Origin of the sequence: Parasphingorhabdus sp. (assembly GCF_965233695.1) — a bacterium.
Lineage (GTDB): Bacteria > Pseudomonadota > Alphaproteobacteria > Sphingomonadales > Sphingomonadaceae > Parasphingorhabdus.
The window spans coordinates 3,806,135-3,826,347 of the sequence record NZ_OZ247497.1 but is presented as its reverse complement, the minus strand read 5'-3'; the positions used below and the strand labels follow the sequence as shown (position 1 = coordinate 3,826,347).

Here is a 20,213-nt window from a genome sequence, read left to right as displayed (position 1 = left end):
TGAGGCAGAATGGATGAATCCACGGCAATAGCGAAAGCCATACCTCTGGTGACGCAGGGGCCAAAACTTTTTGTCATTGATGCGCGAAACCGCGTTGAGCGACGCTATTTGCTGGACTGGCTTCACACATCGCTCGCTGAAGGAGGCCCAGGCCGTGAAATCAACTGGGTCAGTCTTCCGATTTCTGATGAACGTGCCCGTTTGCGTTTGAAAGAGCTAACCAGGAAACTTGATACAAAGCCTGATACCATGGTTATACCGGTGCGTATTGCTTGGCGCATTCCCAATTTTGAAAAAAGCCGGGCGCTCAAGAAGCGTCATGCTTTATTTGGTGATCCGCGGACACCCGGCAGCTTTCGCGCGCGGACCATCTTGCTCCGTAACAAACGCCGGGCACATTGTTTGACCGGTCAGCCTGCGACCATCGGGGATCTCAAGAAGCGTTTCGAGCAGCAGAATGCCGTCGAAGTGCAAAATGACGATGCTCATGAATTCGCCGGTTTTGTTGCTCGGCAAGCTGGCTTGGTTTTGGATATTGAAGAACGCGGACTTCGTGGCCGCCGCTACAAAGTCCCTCGATTTGTTGCAGATGGTTTGCGCACAAGCCCCAAATTTCGTGCAGCAATGACTGAATTGGCAACAGATCTCGATAAATCCGAAGCGGCTTTATACGAAGAAGCCAGTAAATACATGAAAGAGCTGATTGCACGGCCCAGCGCTTTCTTCATCGATATGAAAGCGAAGCTTGATCGTTTCATGCTATCGCAAGGCTATGAAGATGAGGTCGTATTCAACAAAAACGAGCTGGCTAGATTACGCAAAACAATGCGCGATCATCCTACATTGCTGCTGTTTACCCACAAGACCTATATTGATGGCGTAACACCGACCGATCTGGCCTATCAGAATGATTTGCCGATGGTGCATGTATTTGGCGGCATCAATCTAGATTTTTTTGGCCTGGGTTTCGTTCTGCGCAGGGCAGGGACAATTTTCATTCGGCGCAGCTTTGAAAATAATCCCGTCTACAAGTTGGTGCTGCGCCATTATGTCAGCTATTTGCTGGAAAAACGCTTTCCGATGACTTGGGCCTTTGAAGGCACCCGCTCGCGGCTCGGAAAGCTGATGCCTCCGCGCTACGGTCTGTTAAAATATGTCATGGACAGCGCCAACGTGAATGACATTGAAAATGTGCATATCATTCCAGTCGTAACCAGCTTTGATCTGATCCGTGATGTCGAGGAATATGCCAGCGAACAAACCGGCCGCGTCAAAAAAGCGGAATCGCTCAGTTGGTTTGTCGGTTATCTTCGCAGCTTGCGAGAGCCGATGGGTAAAGTTTATGTTGATTTTGGCAAGCCGGTGATTGTTGAAAAAGCACCGGATCCGGATGACAGAATTGGTCTTTCCAAAATTGCTTTTGAGGTGGCGGTAGAGGCCAATCGCGCCACACCACTCACGTTGACGTCGTTAATGTGCCTCAGTCTGCTTGGCACAGCACCGCGGGCTATGACAGCGAATGAACTGCGGGCAGTGATCAATTTTTTCGTCAAATGGGCGCAAGAACGTAACATCCGGTTCAGCGACGATTTAATCGAACAGAATCTTGAAGGTATTCAGAAAGTGGTTGATACGCTGGTCAATAGCAGTCTTTTCATGCGCTATGATCAGGGATCTACCACAGTATATGCAATTCAGCCTGAGAAACACCCTCTGGCAAGCTATTATCGCAACTCTATAATTCATCATTTTCTTGATAAAGCAATTATTGAATTATCGCTCCTAAAAGCAAGAGAAGACAAGGAAAATATTGCGAAAGACGTGTTTTGGGCTGAAACCGAGCGATTGCGCGACTTGTTTAAATTCGAATTTTTCTATCCGCCCAAGGAGGAGTATCGCCAAAATCTGGAAGCGGAGCTGACACGCGCTTGTCCCGACTGGAAAATGAAACTGGATCAGGGTGGCATAATGCTGAAAAGCCTTACCAACCGGTTCCAGCCTCTGATCGGTCATGCTGTCTTTTTACCATTTGTGGAATCTTACACCGTCGTGTTGGACATTCTGTCTCGGTTAGAGCCGGGCCAGGCAATCGACAAGAGCCAGTGCGTTGAAGCAGCCCTCAAGGAAGGACGGCAGGCTTACTTGCTGCGACGAATTACCAGTGAGGCCTCGATAGGCAAGATTCTGTTCGAGAATGGCTTTAAAATGGCTGCCAGTCAGGGACTCACAGGCGAAACAACGGAAGAAACCATCGCGAAACGCAAGGCTTTATTGCGCAAATTCCGCGCGCTGTCGCGGAGGATGGAGAAATCGCGTCTTGAGGTGTTGAGCCTTGCCGACAAGATTTTTGAGTAAGAACAATCGATATTAAGGAACCGCATATGTTGCATCAACTTAGTGCCCAAGACGCCCAGTTCCTTTACATTCAGACACCGGAAAACTTGACGCATGTCATGGCGGTCTATGTTTATGACCCATCAACGGCGCCGGCCAAGGCGGTACGCTTTAAGGATATCATCGAACATGTCCGCAGCAGGCTTCACATTTCTCCAGTTTTCAAGCGTAAACTCTATCGCCTGCCATTTGATATTGATCATCCATATTGGGTCGAGGATGTGCATTTCGATATAGAAGCCCATATCTCCCACGGAAGATTACCTGAACCAGGTGATTGGCGTCAGTTTTGCATCCATGTGGCGCGCCATTTCAGCAAACCCATGGATATGAATCGACCATTGTGGGACATGTATGTTGTGGAAGGGCTCGACCGCGTTAAAGGTTATGGCAAGGGCAGCTATGCTATTCTAACGCGGGTGCATCATGCGGCGATCGATGGCGCATCAGCCGCCTATTTTTTCACGGCACTCAGCGACCGAGATACCAAGGGCACCCCAGCGATAGAAGTACCGCATTCCGATTGGGATTATGGCGATATGCCCACTTCCTCAGAAATTGCCAATCGCGCCCTTTCGAGCAACCTGACTTCACCTGTCAAGCTGGCCAATGCCGTGTTGAAGCTGACCCCAACCCTATGGGACGCTGCGCAGAAAAATATGTCTGGTACAGGTGAGGGTGGCGGCCTCACTGTTCCCGAGACCAGGTTCAACGGAACTGTCTCCCCGCATAAGATGTTCGATGCTGTCAGTTTCGATTTGGATGATCTCAAAGCCATGCGGACCAAAGTCGAAGGCGCGACGATTAACGATGTTGTTCTCGCCATCTGTAGCGGCGCCCTGCGCAAATATTTGATGAAACACAAGGAATTGCCAAAAGAAACACTGGTAGGTGTTGCTCCTGTTAATGCCCGAAAACGGGATGGTCAGGAAAATACACCTGGTAACAAGATTACCGCAATGACAGTCAAGCTGTGGACCAATATTGCCAATCCATTGGAGCGATTAGAGGCCATTCGCAACACTACGCGGGAAACAAAGGCGGCTAAATCAGGCTTAAGTGCCCGGATTATGACGGACCTTACTCAACATATTCCGGGTGCGACGATGGCCGGGGTGGCGAAAATCCTGACCAGCGAGCGTTTTGCTCCCAAAATGAGTAATGTTTTCATTTCCAACGTACCGGGGCCGCAAATGCCTATGTATATGAATGGCGCAAAACTTACTCATCAATATGGCATGGCGCCGCTGGGGAACGGGATGGGTCTGTTCATTGCGACGCCCAGCTATAACGGGACGATGTCCTTTGCGATTACGACCGATAGAAAAATCATGCCAGACATTGAGTTTTTCCGTGAGTGTATCGAAACAGCTTTTGCTCAATTGAAGTCGGCAAAGCCGACGGCAGGCAAACGCAAATCAAAGACGCAAGCCTCACCAGCCAAGAAGGCAACACCAGTCAAAGATGCCTCGGTCATGTACCGGCGCGTATCCAAGACACCAAGAGGAGCGCAACCGAATAAGGCGAAATAAGTAGTGGATAACTACCTAATTATTCCGTTAACAGGTGTCTTTCCGCAGCGATGCGTGTATTCGGACGGATAGTAAGTGAGTAAATTATGATTTTGAATACGACATTGAAGATGGAAAAGGCGATGAGCCAGGCGGAAAACTATTCCGACTGGTCCGATGCCGCTGCTGCCCATGATCGTTCTACAGGAGTCGATAAATGGAAGGCTTCGGACGAAAGCAAACATTTCGATAATGTTTCCATCCGCCGACGGCTCAAACGTCTCTCAAAGCTTTGGAAAGCACAAGATAATGCGGGTCTGCTCTATGCTTTGAATGAAGGTATTCATGGCAATATGGATGGTATGGGCAATGATCGCCTACATCAAAAAGCGAAATTCGGAACCAAACAGCTAATTCAGGATTATGTAGACGCTATTGTCAATTCACTGGAATATCTGGCGAGTGATAAAGTCGATGATATTCCGTTTGAAGAGAAGCTCGATTTCTTTCGTCGGGCGCAACATTGCTATGGTCGCTCGGCATTCCTGATGAGTGGCTCAGGCGCCTTTCTCTATTTCCATATGGGTGTCGTGAAGGCGTTATGGTCAGAAGGTTTGTTGCCGCATATTTTGTCCGGTTCCAGCGGCGGATCTATCGTTGGAGCGCTCGTCAGCACACATGTAGATGATGAAATTCCGCCATTTTTTGAGCCCGAGAATTTGATCACTGAAGGCAGCGATGATATCGCCTCGCAAACAGGATTGAGCATATTTGGTGGCACAAAGCGGCTGAAAATTGACCAGATCCGTGATCGTATCAGCAACATGATCCCCGATCTGACGTTTCAGGAGGCTTATGAATTGACCGGACGGCATTTGAATGTGTCGATCGCTCCGGCGGAAAAGCATCAAACGTCACGCCTCCTAAATGCAATTGCATCGCCGAATGTTTTCATCCGTGAAGCGGTTATGGCTTCTTGCGCCGTCCCTGGCGTCTATCCGCCGGTGACGTTGGCAGCGAAGGACCATACCGGAGAGCGTAAACCTTATTTACCTAATCGAAAATGGGTCGATGGTTCGGTTACCCACGACCTGCCGGCCAAGCGCCTCGGGCGGCTTTATGGAGTCAATCATCATATTGTCAGTCAGGCTAATCCGCTAATCACACCTTTTGCAACCGATGTGAAGCAACAGCGAACACCGATATCGGCAATCCGCAACGCGACAACTTCCACGATGAAAGCTTGGCTTAATGCTAATGTCGAGATCATGCAAAAACCTTTGTCCTATTTCCCGCGACTGAATAGCATAGCAAATATGACGCTCTCGGTGATCAACCAGGACTATACTGGCGATATCAACATCATCCGCCCGACAATGTTCTGGAGCCCGGCAAAAATACTCAGCGATCTATCGTTGGAGGAAATTAGCGAACTTATTCAGTTGGGTGAACGGACGACGTGGCCGAAGATTGAAATGGTCCGCACTCAGACGAAAATCAGTCAGACTCTGGACCGTATATTGTTCGAATATGAATCCGAACTGGCGCATGATCACATGGTCGCAATGAAAAGGAAGATCGCTTGAGGCATGAGGAAGGGAGCTTGGCTCTGCCGCCCACCTCTGCTGCCGCGGGTGCAAAGCTTTATTGTCAAAGCTGGTCGCCGGATCAATCCCCGAAAGCAACCATCTTGTTGGTTCACGGCTATGACGAGCATAGCGGCAGATATCAGTATTTTGCCGAGCATTGCATTCGTCATGGTTTCGCGGTGCATACACTTGACCATTGGGGACATGGAAAATCGGCCGGGATAAATGGATTTGTTCCGGATTTTTCGGTCTATCATGATGGTCTGGATGCACTGATAGACCGCATCCCTGCTGACCAGCTTGCTTCGCCCCTGATTCTGGTCGGACACAGCCTTGGCGGGTTGATCGGAGCGTCTTATCTGCTGGATAAACAGAGCCGCTTCGAAGCCGCGATATTATCCGGTCCTGCGATAAAGGCCACAGAAGAACCCTCTTCGTTTATGAAGGGGTTGAGCAAAATTCTTTCCAAGGCAGCACCAAAAATGGGCGTGTTGGGTTTGGATGCCAATGGCGTCAGCCGCGATCAACAAGTCGTTGCTGATTATCTTGCCGATCCGATGGTTTCGGGCAGTAAGATAAGCGCTAGGCTTGCTTCAGAGATGATGCGCAATATGGAACTGGTGCAGAGCCAGGCCAACCGACTAACGCTGCCGATGCTGTTACTGCATGGCGATCAGGACAGTTTGACTGCGCCGGCAGGATCTGTTTTTCTTCACGAAAACATTGGTTCGGCAGAAAAGAAGTTGAAACTCTATCCCGGGCTTTACCACGAGATATTCAACGAACCGGAAAAAGATGAGGTGTTGAAAGATATGACAGACTGGATCGATCATATCATTGCCAAGTAAACATGAATATGAATGAGGGGACTTCGCGATGATGATCATTCTATATCTACTGGGTGCCGTACTTCTGGCGGTTTTGATCGCCTATTTTGTTTTTCCGAAAGCGTTGTACGACCTTATGACCGGATTAATCCGTTTGCGCGGCGGAATGCGGAAAAAATCAATCAAGGTGGGGGACAATATCTGGCCGTATCTTGAAGGCGGTCGCAGAGACGGTGTTCCGGTCATTCTATTGCATGGCTTCGGTGGCGACAAAGATAACTGGTCGATATACGCACCGCATATTACCAAACATCACCGACTAATTGCTCCCGATCTACCTGGGTTTGGGGAGAATGACCGTTCTTTGGATCGCGACTATGATGTAAAAACGCAAACGCACCGGCTCAATGCGTTCCTTGATGCCATGAGCATCAATCAATGCCATATCGGTGGCAACAGCATGGGCGGGTTTATCGCTTTACAATTTGCAATGGATTACCCGCAAAAAATACTGTCGCTCACGTTACTCAACAATGCAGGTGTTGTTGGAGAGAACAAAAGTGAATTGCAGGTTGCCGCAGAAAAGGGAGAAAACTCGCTGGCATTGGCAAACCTAGAGGATGTTGATCGATTGATGGCTTTTGTCGCCCACAAACCGGTATCCATGCCAAAAAATTTCAAAAAGCTGTTTTTTGCTGAAGCTGCAGAGCATCGGGAGCTTTTGGACAAGATTTTTTGGCAGATTGCTGGTTCCGGTATCAATGACCCTCTGAACGACCGTTTGGGTGAAGTCGCTGCACCCAGTTTGATCATTTGGGGACGGCATGATCGCTTGATCGATGTCAGCTGTGTTGATGTGCTCGATAACGGGCTCAAACGAAGCGAAGCGGTTATTTTAGAAGACGTAGGTCATATTCCAATGATCGAAAAACCCAAAGATACCGCGTCCGCCCACCTCGCATTTCTTGCAAAACACTGAATTTCCAGCCAGTTTGACCTGAAAGAACTTCTCGTAAAGAGGAGTCGCTGGAACAATAGGGGATTATGGCATGAAATTGCGGGTTGGATTATTGGGTGGTGGTTCGTGGGGAACAACGGTAGCTTCTCTGGTTTCGCGCAATGCACCGATCAAAATCTGGGCCCGGGACGAAGATACCGTCCGGGACATCAATGATAATCACAGAAACAGCAAATATTTGCCTGATGCGGAACTGCCCGAGGCGCTGAAAGCGACCGGAGGCATAGGCGATGCCGTTAAGGATGCGGATGTGCTGGTAATGGCTATTCCATCGGACAATTTTCGTAGTGTACTCGAAGAAGCCAAATCCTATCTGCGCCCGTGGGTGCCAGTTATCAGTCTGACCAAGGGTCTTGAGCTATCAACCGGAAAACGGATGACGGAAGTGATCGAGGATGTATTGCCAGGACATCCCGTCGGTGTTTTGACCGGCCCCAATCTGGCGCGAGAAATAATGGCAGGGCAGGCGGCCGCGAGCGTTATTTCCATGGAAGACGAGATTATCGTCAAACAATTGCAACAGCTTTTCCATTCCGGAATGTTCCGCGTCTATACCAATACCGACCTGCTCGGCTGCGAATTGGGTGGTGTGCTCAAGAACATAATTGCGATTGCTGTGGGAATGGGTGATGGGCTGGGGGCAGGGGATAATACGCGTTCTGCTTTGATCACCCGTGGTTTGGCAGAAATCACGCGATTGGGCGTTGCTATGGGTGGGCGTGCAGAGACTTTTGCCGGGTTGACCGGTATGGGTGACATGATTGCTACTTGCACTAGCCCCTTGAGCCGTAATCGCCATGTTGGAGTAGAGCTCGGCAAGGGAAGAAAGATTGACGACATTATCGAAGAGATGCTCATGGTAGCCGAAGGCGTCAAAAGCGCGCCAACGGTAATGGCGCTTGCCAAGAAATATAATGTAGCAATGCCCATAGCAGAAGATGTATTTGAAGTTACTAAAGGTACCCGATCTGCTGTACGTGCTTATCGCGGTCTAATTAGCGCTTCGGCCGGCTCGGAGGCGGATGCCGGATGAGTCTGTAGAACATGCCCAATTCTGACTTTTCATCTGGTTTTGCATGATGTCAGGGATGGTCTTTACCATGTTTTTCTAATAATAATTGATTTAGAGCAATGTTGAAAAGTTGAGTTTTCTGCGACTGATCGTGCCTGTCAATCATGCATTTTACGAGAATTTACAACCGCTTATCTCTTATTAAGTATCGTCAAACATTGCCTATTAATCTTGTCCATTATGGACCTTGTTTCACGATGTGGTTTTTGTTTGCTTCTTTTTGGGGCGTGCCATAAAAATGTTCCACAAGCATTTCGGAAATTGTTACGTCAGAGTTTAGACGCAGCACCGATTTTGTGGAGAGTATCTATGGATTTGAGAAGCCAAGCCGTAAGACATATTGAGGGCGATCTGGACCTGGATGGCACCGAATCTTTGGTTATCCAACAGCGTGGTATCAGTCAGGATATTCTTAATCAGAAATTCAATGAGATAGATCTGAGGTTTGATAAATCAGATGAGATATTCTGGTGCTATATGAACCAGAAATCGCGACCCAGCTATACATATTCCTTGGGTGATGAAATTCAGGTCGTACAAGATTGGGTTGAAACGAACTATGGAGCAGGTGCTGCTAGGGCCAAGGATCCATTGCGCTATTTCGTTTGTGGATCACATACTCCAGGTATCTACAACCTCGGCGGCGACCTGAAGCATTTTGCGCACTGCATAAGGCATCAAGATCTTGGCGCGTTGAAAAAATATGCGCGCACCTGTGTCCATATGCAACACGCCAATAGTACTGGTTTCGGGGCTCCAATCATTACGATGGCGTTGGTTCAGGGCGATGCATTGGGCGGAGGGTTTGAACATGCTCTGGCTTTTGACCTTTTGGTAGCGGAAAAAAGCGCCAGGCTGGGACTACCGGAAATATTGTTCAATCTATTCCCGGGTATGGGTGCTTATAGTTATCTCCGGCAGCGGCTGAGCCGTCAGGAGACGGAACGGTTCATATTGGAAGGTAAGCTATTCACCGCCGCAGAACTCTATGACATGGGAGTAGTTGATATCCTTGCTGAAGATGGCAAAGGAGAAGAAGCAATAGTCGAATATACCCGGCAAAATCGTAAGCGGTTCCATGCTGAACGTGCGGTATATAAGGCGCGGCGCTTGGCCAATCCGGTTTCATTGGATGAATTGCTTGAAATTACCGATATGTGGGCCGAAACGGCGCTTCATCTGGAAGAAGCAGATGTGCGGAAGATGGAAAGGCTGGCGAATGCGCAAGAGCGCAGGATGGAGCGCTCTTTAAGGGCCATCTAACCCGTGATTTTAATGCCGTCATCTGCATCATTTGATTGCATGGCCGACGAATTGTTGAAAAAGTCGGTGATTCTGGAAATTTCGGCCCTTATACCTGCAAGATATTCATAACGCTGATCAATGAATTCTGCCTCGGTTATGACCTCAAGCCGCCCGCACATTTGAGAGAGCTTGTTCGCACCAACATTATTGGCACCGCTCTTAAATGCATGGGCCTGAAAGCGGAAGCTCTCAACATCTGCGTCTTCAACTGAATGGACAAATGCATCCATGATGCTCGTGGTATCGTCTATATATGCCTTGATAATAGACTTAAGGAATGCCTCGTCCCCAATCGACTTGAGATAGTCCATTTGGCTTGTATCAATCGGCGGCGCTGCTTCGTCACTTGCATTTCCCATGATACTGCGAACGACGTTGAATGGATCAACGGCATTGTCGATCAATTCTGATGTATTATCCTCGCGATAATTACCGGTTTGTTCCGCTACCGTATCCAGCAAGATGCCAGCCTCGATAGGCTTGGTAAGGCGAAGGTCCATCCCAGCATCGAGGCATTTTTGCTCGGTTTCTGGAGTGGAGTCGGCTGTCAGGCCGATAATCGGAACATGATTGCGAGGGCCTTCGATCTGACGCCAAAGTTTGCAGCATTCTATGCCTCCGATATTTGGCATGTTCACGTCGAGGAAAACAACATCAAAGGTATATTTTTCAAGCTCATCCAAAGCCTGCTCCCCGTCTGAAACGACGACGACCTCATGACCTGCATTTACCAATATCGTTTGTAAAACCATTTGATTTGTGCGGTTGTCATCGGCGACCAGAATGTTCAGGGCTGCTTCTGTGCGAATGATCCTGCTGGCATCCTCATCAATCTTACTGTCTGTTCGATTAAATGAGCAACCGATCTGCACAACGCTGCGAACAGTGTCAAAATCGGGGGAGGCTGGCAAAACCGAAGCAAATGCTGCCCGCAATTGAATTTCATCGAGGTTTTTGTTGCTGTCCTCGGACAACAGGACTGGCGGAAGTTTGGCTTCTTGGAAGAAATTCCAAAATATCGGATCATCTTTATGATGCTCTGCAATCATACTGTCTAGCAAAGCGATATCATATGAGGCGAGCGGACGGTTTACCAGAATGTTTTCCAACCGATCGGTCTCTGAACATTGAATATGATCAACTTCGACCTCATCGGTTTCTTGTCCGCTTATCCGGGGGCCGTTTGGTCCAAATCCTAGCGATAAAATCTTGAGATTTCCGTTGGTTTTTTTACTTTCCCTATCTTCGGCAATAGCGATTGGGCAGGATAGCAAAAATGTGCTTCCTTCACCCAGGGTGCTTTCGACACTGACATTGCCTTCCATCTGCATCGCTAGCTGCTTGCAGATTGCCAAGCCAAGCCCAGTACCACCAAAATTATCGATGATGCTGTCATCAGCCTGTTGGAAAACGCCGAAAATCTTGTCATGTGCCTCGGCTGCTATGCCAGGTCCGGTGTCCGTCACCGAAAACCATAACATCGGCACGTTGCTGTCTGTATGGATACCGCATTTCAGCGTCACAGAACCTGTTTCGGTAAATTTAACCGCATTGCTGGTGAGGTTGATCAGAATGTTTCGAATATAGTCGAGCTGTCCGGTAACCAGCTTGTTGCTCATTGCCTCCGCCTGGAGATGGATTGTCAGATCTTTCTCATCTGCTGCCAGTTGCATTATGTCGCGAACTTCCGTGAGAATATCTACAGCACTAAATGTTTTGGGTTCGGGCAGTTCGTCTTGGGTGTCTGATCGCGCAAAGCTCAGCAATTGGTTGATCAAATGCAGCAGATGTTTGCCTGCAGAAACACTGGTGGCAACCATCTGCTGTTGTGCTTCCGGTAGCTTCATATCCAGCAAGTGGGTTCCATAGCCGATGATGGCGTTAAGTGGTGTCCGTAGTTCGTGACTGATACTGGCCAAAAACAGGCTTTTGGCTTTGTTTGCTTCTTCTGCTTCTTTCGTAGCCTTGGAGATTTTGATGATCAGTGTCGAACAATAAGCAGGTATAATGATGAGGCCGAGCAGCAGTCCGATGGATAGAGAGAGGTTTTGCTGCCAGAACGGAACGCTATACAACGTCCAGCCAAATGAGAGAGTCCCCATGGCTGCAGAGACAGCAAGCCATTTTATGCCAAACCGAAATCCATAGCCGAGGATTACCCAAAGATATAATGGGTAGAGTGCTGCTACAGCGCTACCGCCAATTTCAAACAGATAAGTTGCTACCCCGAAATCCGTAACCAATCCGGCAATCCGCCGCGCGCTGCTGGGGCCAGGGTTCAGCCGATATGCGACATAGATTGCTAGGCTTGCTATCAGGTGGAGCTTGAATCCAAGCATGATGTCTTGCGCAGCGCCCAAGTAGGTCGAAATGGACAGTGTAATGATGATCAAAACAAGCCGGTTTATGATCATTTCTCTTTCGCGGTCGCGGCCACGCGTCGCTACGTTGGTCCGCTGGTGATGGTGACCATGGTGATGGTGATGGGCCTTGTTGTGACGGCTCTTTTTGCTGAGCTTAGGCGGGCTAAAGGATAACATTTATATTAACCCTCCGCGGCGCAAGAGGATTGCCTCTTGTGAGCGAGGAACAGCTTGGGAAGATCCTCTACCCGCTGTGGCCGAGCAATTTTAAATCCTTGAATTTCATCGACACCTGAAACTTGTAGCAATTCAAGCTGGGCATCATTTTCCACGCCCTCAGCAATTACACGCATGTCAAGCGCGTGAGCCAGGTGAGAAATTGTGCCGATGATGGCGCGATCGGCCGCAGAATGCTCAATCCGCGATATGAAGGTACGATCAATTTTCAGGCAGTTGGCAGGCAGGTCACGAAGATATTGGAGAGAAGAATAGCCAGTTCCAAAATCATCAATGGAAATGCCAACGCCGGTTTTGCGCAGCCGGTTCAAAGTTTGCCGAACATGGTCATTATTGTCCAACAGCAGTTCTTCGGTGATTTCAACCACAATTTTGGAAGGATCGATGTTGTTTTTATCGATATTTTTCAATATCTCTTCACACACATTCTGGTTCTGAAACTGGCGCGGTGATACGTTGATAGCCACGCGCGGCAAGTCCACGCCTTCATCCGCAAATTGTCTGATTTGGCGACAAACTTCTGCGATCACCCATTTGCCTAAGCCGTCCATAATGCCTGAATCTTCGGCAACCCTTATAAACTGTATCGGCAACAAACGCCCACGCGTCGGATGCTCCCAACGGATTAGTGCCTCGAGACCAACATAATTCAGTGTTTTGGCATTAACAATTGGCTGATACTCCAGAACAAACTGGTTCTGGTTAATCGCATCCCGCAACTCAATTTCCAGCGCAGCATCAGCTTGGGCAATCTGATTCATGCCTTCCGAGAAGAAACGATGGCAATTGCGTCCGTTTGCCTTGGCATCATACATGGCGAGATCCGCAAGGCGCAGTAACTCTTCATATTCACTGCCATCAGTCGGGATAAGACTGACGCCGATACTTGCACCGATTACCTGTTCTACACCGCTGATTGAATAGGGTTGATTAATGGCTTTCAATATCTTGGTGCAGCGCGAGTTGATGGAATCTGCCCCGTCAACCTTGCCTAATATAATGGCAAATTCATCGCCACCAATACGCGCGGCAAAATCATCCGGGCCGATTATCTCAATCAGCCTATCAGCCACTTCGCGTAGCAGGGTGTCGCCGCTATGGTGCCCACGCGTGTCATTTATGACTTTGAAACGGTCAAGATCAAGCAAGAGCAGCGCTGCCTCTTGGCCAGTTTTCTTGCAGTTATCGATTGCCTTGCGGACTTTCTCCGCGAGCAATGCTCGGTTGGGCAAACCGGTCAGCATATCGTGCAGCGCCAGATGAGTGCGATGTTCTTCGGCAAACTTGCGAGCGGTGATGTCCACTGCGGTCGTCAAAACTCCAATGGTCTCACCCTTATGGTTGAGAAGCGGAGATTTGTTGCAATGGAAAATGAGTTCAACACCGTCACTTGTGAATTTCTCTTCATAATGCGGGATAGGTTGTTCAGATTTGAGTACGATATTGTTTCTGCGTTCCGAATTTGCCGCAAGCTCAGGGCCCAGCAATTCACTAAAATTTTCGCCGACCATCTGATCAGGTGTTTTATCAAAAAGAGCCGATTGATAGGCGTTGGTGAACAAACATTGGCCAGCACGATCGGTAGCATTGATCATGATCGGTATCGTGTCGATGATTTGCTCGAGCATACTTTTGCTTGCCGGAACATCCTGATCGACTGTTTCCGCGAGCGCTGCATGCTTCCGCTCGATTTCTGACGCCCGCTTCCTTAAATTGACGCTTTTTTCGTTTTTCGTCAAAAGCGACATTGCGCGTTTGCAAAATTCCACATGAGAAACGGGGCTTTGCAAGAAGTCGGTTGCGCCTGCATCCAATGCGGCTAATCGACATTCACGATCCTGATGGGCGGTAATGACAATAGCGGGAACGTCGCTGCAATTGGACATTGCGCGGACTTTTTTGATGAATTCCGCTCCGTTCATTTGCGGCATCCGATAATCGACGACGAGCAATTCGGCCTTATTCTGGCGCAGCCAGGCTAAGGCTTCAACAGGATCAGCAAATGTCACGGAGGAGTATTTTTCCCCCATGATGGTTACGAACTGAGCATAAATCCTAAGATTTGTTGGCCGGTCATCGACAATGAGAACGCGCATGGTCATCAGTTTGCAATACGCAGCGATAATCAAAATAAGGTTAACATGCAATTGGGGCTATGGGCCTTTGTTTTTTTTGGCAAATCGGCCAAAACTTGCCGAGAAACATCTTTCGTTGCTGTCGGTACGCAAGTTCATCAATCGGAACGTGAGATTAGGGTATGACGAAATCCAATTTTGAATGTCGAAAATAGCGTAACCGCATCAGATCTAACCATTTTGATGATATTCTTGCTTGCCAAGATCATTAAAGGCAATAGACCCAGAACAATAACAATATTGTTCTGGCACGAAAAACTGCTTTGTCGCCAAATTCATGTGGAAGGTTCAGCGGGGATAGGAAATGGAGTTCACATATTCTGAAATATTAGACATGCTTGCGGTCAAGCATAAGATTAAGCGAGACAAGACCACAGCCTTCAGGGGAAGGTTGCAGCATTTTCAACGACTTGGATTTCCCACGGGTGCAAATACCGGAAAGGGAAACATGGTAGCCTATTCATGGCGAGAATTGTTCCTGATCGGATTAGCGCTAGACTGCTTGGAAATAGGTTCAACACCTGATCGATGTGTCAACGAAATCGTTAAGTTTGAGGATGTTTTTCTATCAGCCATAGGCCGCGTTGCGCGTGGAGATCAGGCAATTGATGATAATGAATTTGAATGTTTCCTTATAGTAGAATTGTCGACTTTGATGTCGCTGAAAGATGAGAGTGATTGGAGCCAAACCGTAAAATTGCTCTCACATCGCGATTTGATGCAGATATTGTCAAGCGAGGGGCTGGATGCGCATCGCTCTCCGTACGCCCTGATTGATTTGCGGCAATTTCTGGCAGCGGTGCTTGATGCAGCCTTTGAAACTTTGGATAGTCCAAAAGAGATCATTGTTGGAAAACTCAAGCACTGGGCTGCTCACTTGCCGGATATAAACTGACCGAGCGCGGAAGGATTCTCTAGCCCGCCACAGAGCCTAAGCATCGAAGCGTTTTGACACAACCGGTGCGGAAGTTTCATTCTGGACAGGCCACCTGAATTGATGAAGAGCTTGATCTAGCAACCTCGTTTACATCTTGTTTGAACCAAGTGGGGCCTGTGTCCAAAAGACCTTTACAATGAGTGCGCGGGATTGTCGTGCCGATGTGCGTCAAATCAATAATGTCGCGGTTGAAGAAAGTCATGGACCGGTATAGCGTCTCAATCATCATTTCGGAGTATAAGTTTTGAATCCTGACCAGCATTATGAGCACCAATATCTTGATTTAATGCGTCATATTTGGATGAATGGCGATGAACGGGTTGATCGTACTGGTGTCGGCACCAGAGCGATATTTGGCGCAACAATGCGGTTTGATCTCACCGATCTGGCCATTCCGCTGCTCACAACAAAACGTGTTTTCTGGAAAACAGCAACCCGTGAAATGCTTTGGTTTCTAACCGGCGATACTAACATCCGATCGTTGGTAGAACAAAAGGTCCATATCTGGACCGATTGGCCATTAGATAAATACCGCAAAGAAACAGGCGATGAGATAAGCAGGGACGCTTTTGAACAGCGGATCATAGAAGACGACGCCTTTGCGCAGCAATGGGGCGACTTGGGTCCTGTTTACGGGAAACAGTGGGTGAATTGGCCGAGTTATGTGCCTGCAGGAGAGGGCCTCTATCGCCGTGAAGAGAAAGGAATCAATCAGATACAGTTGCTGATTGACGGTCTCAAAAATAATCCTGGCTCCAGGAGGCATATTTTCACTGGCTGGAATGTGGCTGAACTCGACGAGATGGCGCTGCCGCCATGCCATAAAACTTATCAGTTTTATGTCGCCAATGGAAAATTGTCGGGCATATTATACCAACGCAGTTGTGACCTTGGTCTCGGTTTCGCTTTCAACGTGTATTCGGCAGCATTATTGATTCGAATGATTGCACAGCAATGTGATTTGGAGCCTGGAGAATTGGTTTGGAATGGCGGCGATGTCCATTTGTATATGAACCACTCGGAACTGGTTGAAGAACAACTCTCGCGAACGCCTGCAGGAGAGCCTAAACTTAAAATATTGGACAAGCCAAAATCGATTTTTGACTATAGCATTACTGATTTTGAAGTTCTGGATTACGCGCCACAACCGCATATTTCTGCGCCGGTAGCTGTTTAAAGAACAAGCCTTCAACCTCTGAAAAATTGCGCCTTCCGGTTACGGGATGACAAGGGCGCGTAACAATGTTCCATCACAGGAATGTAAATTTACAATAAATCATGCTATTATGAGATTGTCACCGAGTCGTGAACACACCTAAAAACAGTAGTGATGCGTAGTTCAACCAACTCTTAAGGAGCGTTCGAATGCAAATCCGCGACATTAACCGACTACTATTGATAAACGTTTCATCCATCGCTTGTATCGCAGCGCTGGCAGCGCCGGCCCAAGCGCAGACGGCATTAGCAGGTGCTGAAAATTCTGCGCCGATGCTTTACGAACAAAGCGCGCAATCGCGACCGGTTATGGTCGAGGACGCTCCAAGCATCGTCATACGGGATGATCTGACGTTAGACGACCCGCCGCCGGTTGGAGTTTTTGACAATATAGTTGACGTCACGGGTGTTGGCCAAATGACTACTAGGCCGGATCAGAATACATTTGGGTTGGGCCTTTGCACAGGCACGTTAATCAATCCGCGAACCGTTATATTTGCTGCGCATTGTGTAAATGATCAGGCGGCAGAAAGCTATGGATTTGCAACCGGTGGTACGGCAATCGCTTTCGGCTTTAGCGCTGACAACCTTCCGGCCGTGCGGCGCTGGGTCGGCCTTGATGGTGGTGCAGCCAATCAGACAGACGTCGATTTCAATATCTATAATGTGGAACAGGTTTGGTATGATGAACGTTCGGTCCCGCTGGGCTTTCTTGAAGCGGATGTTGCGCTGGCCACCCTCGATACACATGCTGACGGCGTTCCAACCTGGACCCTTCTTTTTTCGCCGTTAAGGGAAGAAACTCACGGCGTTATAAATGGTTATGGCGCAAGAGGACTGGGGCCTGATGGATCCAATCTTGGTATCGATTTTCGCCGCCGTATTGCAGAAAATATGATCTCATCCGCCAGTTCGCTGGACGACAGGAATAACTTCCTCTTTGGCCCTGGTGATCCAGCATTACCCCAAACTCTGTATAACACCGACTTTGACAGCCCGGATGGAGAAGCCGTTTTCGATCCAGAAAATGGCCGGTTCGACTTCGACCTTTATGATGGGGCGGCATTGCCACGCGAAGGGACGACAGCTGGTGGTGACTCTGGAAGTGCATTGGTTGCAGATGAACTGTTTGATATACCGGTGATCACGTCAGTATTATCGGGCGGTTCGAGATTTTTTGGGAATGATCCCAGCGATCCACTGACATTTCAGCCGTTCTCATCTTACGGCACACAAAGCTTTTATCAGCCGCTCTATCTGTTCTGGGATCAGATCGTGGCCAACAACAGCTATGTATATGCGTCCAGTCGCGCTGGAACACGCAACTGGATGAACCCACGTCATTGGGTGCAGGATATGGACCCGAGCTATGCCATTAGCGTAGATGGGGAACTCGTCAATGCGCTCCCGGGTTTTGAAGCCCAAGGGGTGACTGGTGACACTCCCAAATTCGGAAATGTCTGTTTTCTCGATGACTGTCTTGACCTTTCAACCTTAAGCGTTGATTTTGACGAGGGAACACCAAACAGCGTGTTCATTGAAGGGGGTCCGGGTAGCCGCAATTTTGTCCCGAATAATGTTGTTGCTGACCCTTCAGCTGGCGTTCGGGCACGCTACTATGAAGTGACACTGGCCGCGGCCGGAGCGACAAGACTGCGCGACGACGTGACTATTGATCGCCTCAATCTGGAAGGCGCAGCCCGGCTTGATATTCGCCGACGAGGTAACCTTAAAGTCTGGGGCGATTACACGCAGACAGGCGGATGGCTTGACCTTCGGGGCACTCTGACTACGGGTGAAGCTTTTCTCGGTGTAGGACTGTTGACGGGCACCGGCCTCTTCGACCCCACATTCCTGACATCGGTCAATGGTTCCATAGCACCGGGCCTTGATTTTGGTGATACCGGCACGCTGACAATCGCAGGTGATGTTATTCTTGCATCCGGCACGCTCTCTATTTTTGATGTCGGTCGAACGGGCAATGATAAGCTAGCGGTGCTTGGCGATGACGATAATCCTGGTATCATTTCGCTGGGAGGTACTGCCGCTGTGATCAATGCCTTTGGACGTAACAGCGCCAGATTTGGGCAAACCTTTGAGATTATCACAGCCGAAGGGGGGGTCGAGAATACTTTTGACGACGTAGTGGGTCGCATTGGCGTTCTCTATCCGGAGCTTATCTATGGTCCGGATAATGTCACGGCGCGCATGCGAGCAATCAGGTTCTCCGATTTCTTCAGCAGCAATGGTGTCTCCAATCCGTTTTCGCTTGCTTTTGGTAATGCTTTGGATGGGGCCCGGCTGAACAGCTACAATGATCTCGCTGACGTTTACGGTCTCATCGACGTCATGGAAGTCGGCCAGCTAAACGCTACATTCCAGAGCCTTTCGGCAACGCAGGCCGGGCGCACAACGACGCTTGATCAACAGCAGGGTTATGCAATGCGCAGCCTTGTTTCCGATCGCTTGTCTTTGCTTAGTGCGAAGCAAGGAGTGAAGGGCAAAATCAGGATCATTGGTGCATCGGGGGTTTTAAACAACCGTCAGCTAACCAACAGCACCGCATCCCAGATGAGCTTTGCCGGTAACTATCAGTCATCGGATTGGAATGCGGTTGCGCTTCCCGAAAATATGAGTGGGTTTATCTCGGCAGGTTATAACCAGTCGGCATTGGCATTTTCTCGCGATGGAACGGAGGATCAGCAAGGCAGCTGGCATATTGCCATGGGCTTGGAATTTGCCCTGAATGACCGAACCAACTTCGGAACAGCATTTGGCTATGCCGACGGTGCGCAGCAGGTTGGTGGAAGTCTTGCAAATGTCGAAACCAATCAAGCGTCAGTTTACGGCAGTTATGATCTTGGTCGTAGTTTCTACCTCGGAGGCCAGGCATCTATTGGCTATTCTCGGATCGACAGCACGAGCCGTTTGTCTGCAGGTTTGTCACAGAATAATCTGAACACCAATTCGCTGACGTTCGCCACTGAGATCGAAGCTGGCTACAACATCGACATGGATGGGTTGACCCTGACACCCCGCGCCAGCATCGGATATTCATCCTATGCCGTAAGCGGATTCCGAGATGGCGCAGGTGACCTGGCGCTGGCCGTAGATGATATCAGTCGATCGGGCGTTGATGCAAAGGTAGGTTTGAAACTATCTGGCAGCAGCAAGTTGGGCATTGCTTCTGGTTGGTCTTTCCAGCCGGAAATGAAGGTCGATTATGTCAATCGCCTGTCTGGTAACGATACCAACTTCCTTGTCCGTTTCCTCGATGCCGAGAATGTTGCTTTGGCTTTGCCTATCGGCCTGCAGGATTCCTCCTACGGCGAAGTGAAGGGCGGGTTTCAGTTTACCAATGGACCGCTTTCCATCGGTGGCGCGTTAGAGTCGCGTATCGGTCAGAAAATCTACCGTGATGATCGGGCGGTGATGAATATGTCGCTTCGTTTCTGAAAACCGTCTCCGATATATGCTAAGCAGGGGCGCAATATGTTTGCGCCCCTTTTTTTGCGACAACAGTTAGGGCAGGGAGATTGACCTAAATATCATTTTGTAATAATGTAACAAGATAATATATTTATATTGCAGCGCAGCAAGTGCGTGATTG

12 protein-coding genes are annotated in these 20,213 nt (G+C 48.9%); 10 read left to right on the top strand and 2 right to left on the bottom strand.

The annotated features are described in order from the left end of the window. Positions 1 to 9 precede the first annotated feature (9 nt). From ACO6S1_RS18290 to ACO6S1_RS18260, 7 genes are all read left to right on the top strand, one after another. The gene (locus tag ACO6S1_RS18290; RefSeq protein ID WP_422343977.1) at positions 10 to 2,355 is read left to right on the top strand and encodes a glycerol-3-phosphate 1-O-acyltransferase; all 2,346 of its coding nucleotides are present in this window, start codon (positions 10 to 12) and stop codon (positions 2,353 to 2,355) included. A gap of 26 nt (positions 2,356 to 2,381) precedes the next feature. After that, positions 2,382 to 3,926, top strand: a complete 1,545-nt coding sequence (locus tag ACO6S1_RS18285; RefSeq protein ID WP_422343976.1) for a WS/DGAT/MGAT family O-acyltransferase — start codon at positions 2,382 to 2,384, stop codon at positions 3,924 to 3,926. Positions 3,927 to 4,012: 86 nt separating this feature from the next. Next, positions 4,013 to 5,491 carry a DUF3336 domain-containing protein gene (locus tag ACO6S1_RS18280; protein WP_422343975.1) on the top strand — a complete coding sequence of 493 codons (1,479 nt, stop codon included), beginning with the start codon at positions 4,013 to 4,015 and terminating at the stop codon, positions 5,489 to 5,491. Positions 5,492 to 5,508: 17 nt separating this feature from the next. Continuing rightward, on the top strand, positions 5,509 to 6,342 hold the full coding sequence (locus ACO6S1_RS18275) for an alpha/beta hydrolase (RefSeq protein WP_422343974.1): 834 nt from the start codon (positions 5,509 to 5,511) through the stop codon (positions 6,340 to 6,342). Positions 6,343 to 6,370: 28 nt separating this feature from the next. Continuing rightward, positions 6,371 to 7,300 (top strand): alpha/beta fold hydrolase, encoded by a 930-nt coding sequence (locus tag ACO6S1_RS18270; RefSeq protein WP_422343973.1) that lies wholly within the window; start codon positions 6,371 to 6,373, stop codon positions 7,298 to 7,300. A gap of 70 nt (positions 7,301 to 7,370) precedes the next feature. Then, on the top strand, positions 7,371 to 8,372 hold the full coding sequence (locus tag ACO6S1_RS18265) for an NAD(P)H-dependent glycerol-3-phosphate dehydrogenase (protein ID WP_422343972.1): 1,002 nt from the start codon (positions 7,371 to 7,373) through the stop codon (positions 8,370 to 8,372). A 219-nt stretch (positions 8,373 to 8,591) separates the two neighbouring features. Then, positions 8,592 to 9,674 carry a crotonase/enoyl-CoA hydratase family protein gene (locus tag ACO6S1_RS18260; protein WP_422346235.1) on the top strand — a complete coding sequence of 361 codons (1,083 nt, stop codon included), beginning with the start codon at positions 8,592 to 8,594 and terminating at the stop codon, positions 9,672 to 9,674. Here ACO6S1_RS18260 and ACO6S1_RS18255 read toward each other — a convergent pair. Both ACO6S1_RS18255 and ACO6S1_RS18250 read right to left on the bottom strand, forming a co-directional pair. Then, positions 9,671 to 12,256, bottom strand: coding sequence for a response regulator (locus tag ACO6S1_RS18255; protein ID WP_422343971.1), 2,586 nt, complete (start codon positions 12,254 to 12,256; stop codon positions 9,671 to 9,673). The two genes, ACO6S1_RS18260 and ACO6S1_RS18255, sit on opposite strands and share 4 nt — an antisense overlap. A gap of 5 nt (positions 12,257 to 12,261) precedes the next feature. Next, positions 12,262 to 14,418, bottom strand: coding sequence for a GGDEF/EAL domain-containing response regulator (locus ACO6S1_RS18250; protein WP_422343970.1), 2,157 nt, complete (start codon positions 14,416 to 14,418; stop codon positions 12,262 to 12,264). Between the two features lie 337 nt (positions 14,419 to 14,755). On the opposite strand from ACO6S1_RS18250, the gene ACO6S1_RS18245 reads away from it, so the two are divergent. The 3 genes from ACO6S1_RS18245 (at position 14,756) to ACO6S1_RS18235 (ending at position 20,059) form a co-directional block, all read left to right on the top strand. Then, entirely contained in the window at positions 14,756 to 15,346 is a 591-nt protein-coding gene (locus ACO6S1_RS18245; RefSeq protein ID WP_422343969.1) for a hypothetical protein, read from the top strand. 286 nt (positions 15,347 to 15,632) lie between these two features. Then, complete coding sequence (locus tag ACO6S1_RS18240) at positions 15,633 to 16,565, top strand: thymidylate synthase (protein WP_422343968.1); 933 nt, start codon at positions 15,633 to 15,635, stop codon at positions 16,563 to 16,565. A gap of 188 nt (positions 16,566 to 16,753) precedes the next feature. Further along, the gene (locus ACO6S1_RS18235) at positions 16,754 to 20,059 is read left to right on the top strand and encodes an autotransporter domain-containing protein (RefSeq protein ID WP_422343967.1); all 3,306 of its coding nucleotides are present in this window, start codon (positions 16,754 to 16,756) and stop codon (positions 20,057 to 20,059) included. The last annotated feature ends 154 nt before the right edge of the window (positions 20,060 to 20,213 follow it).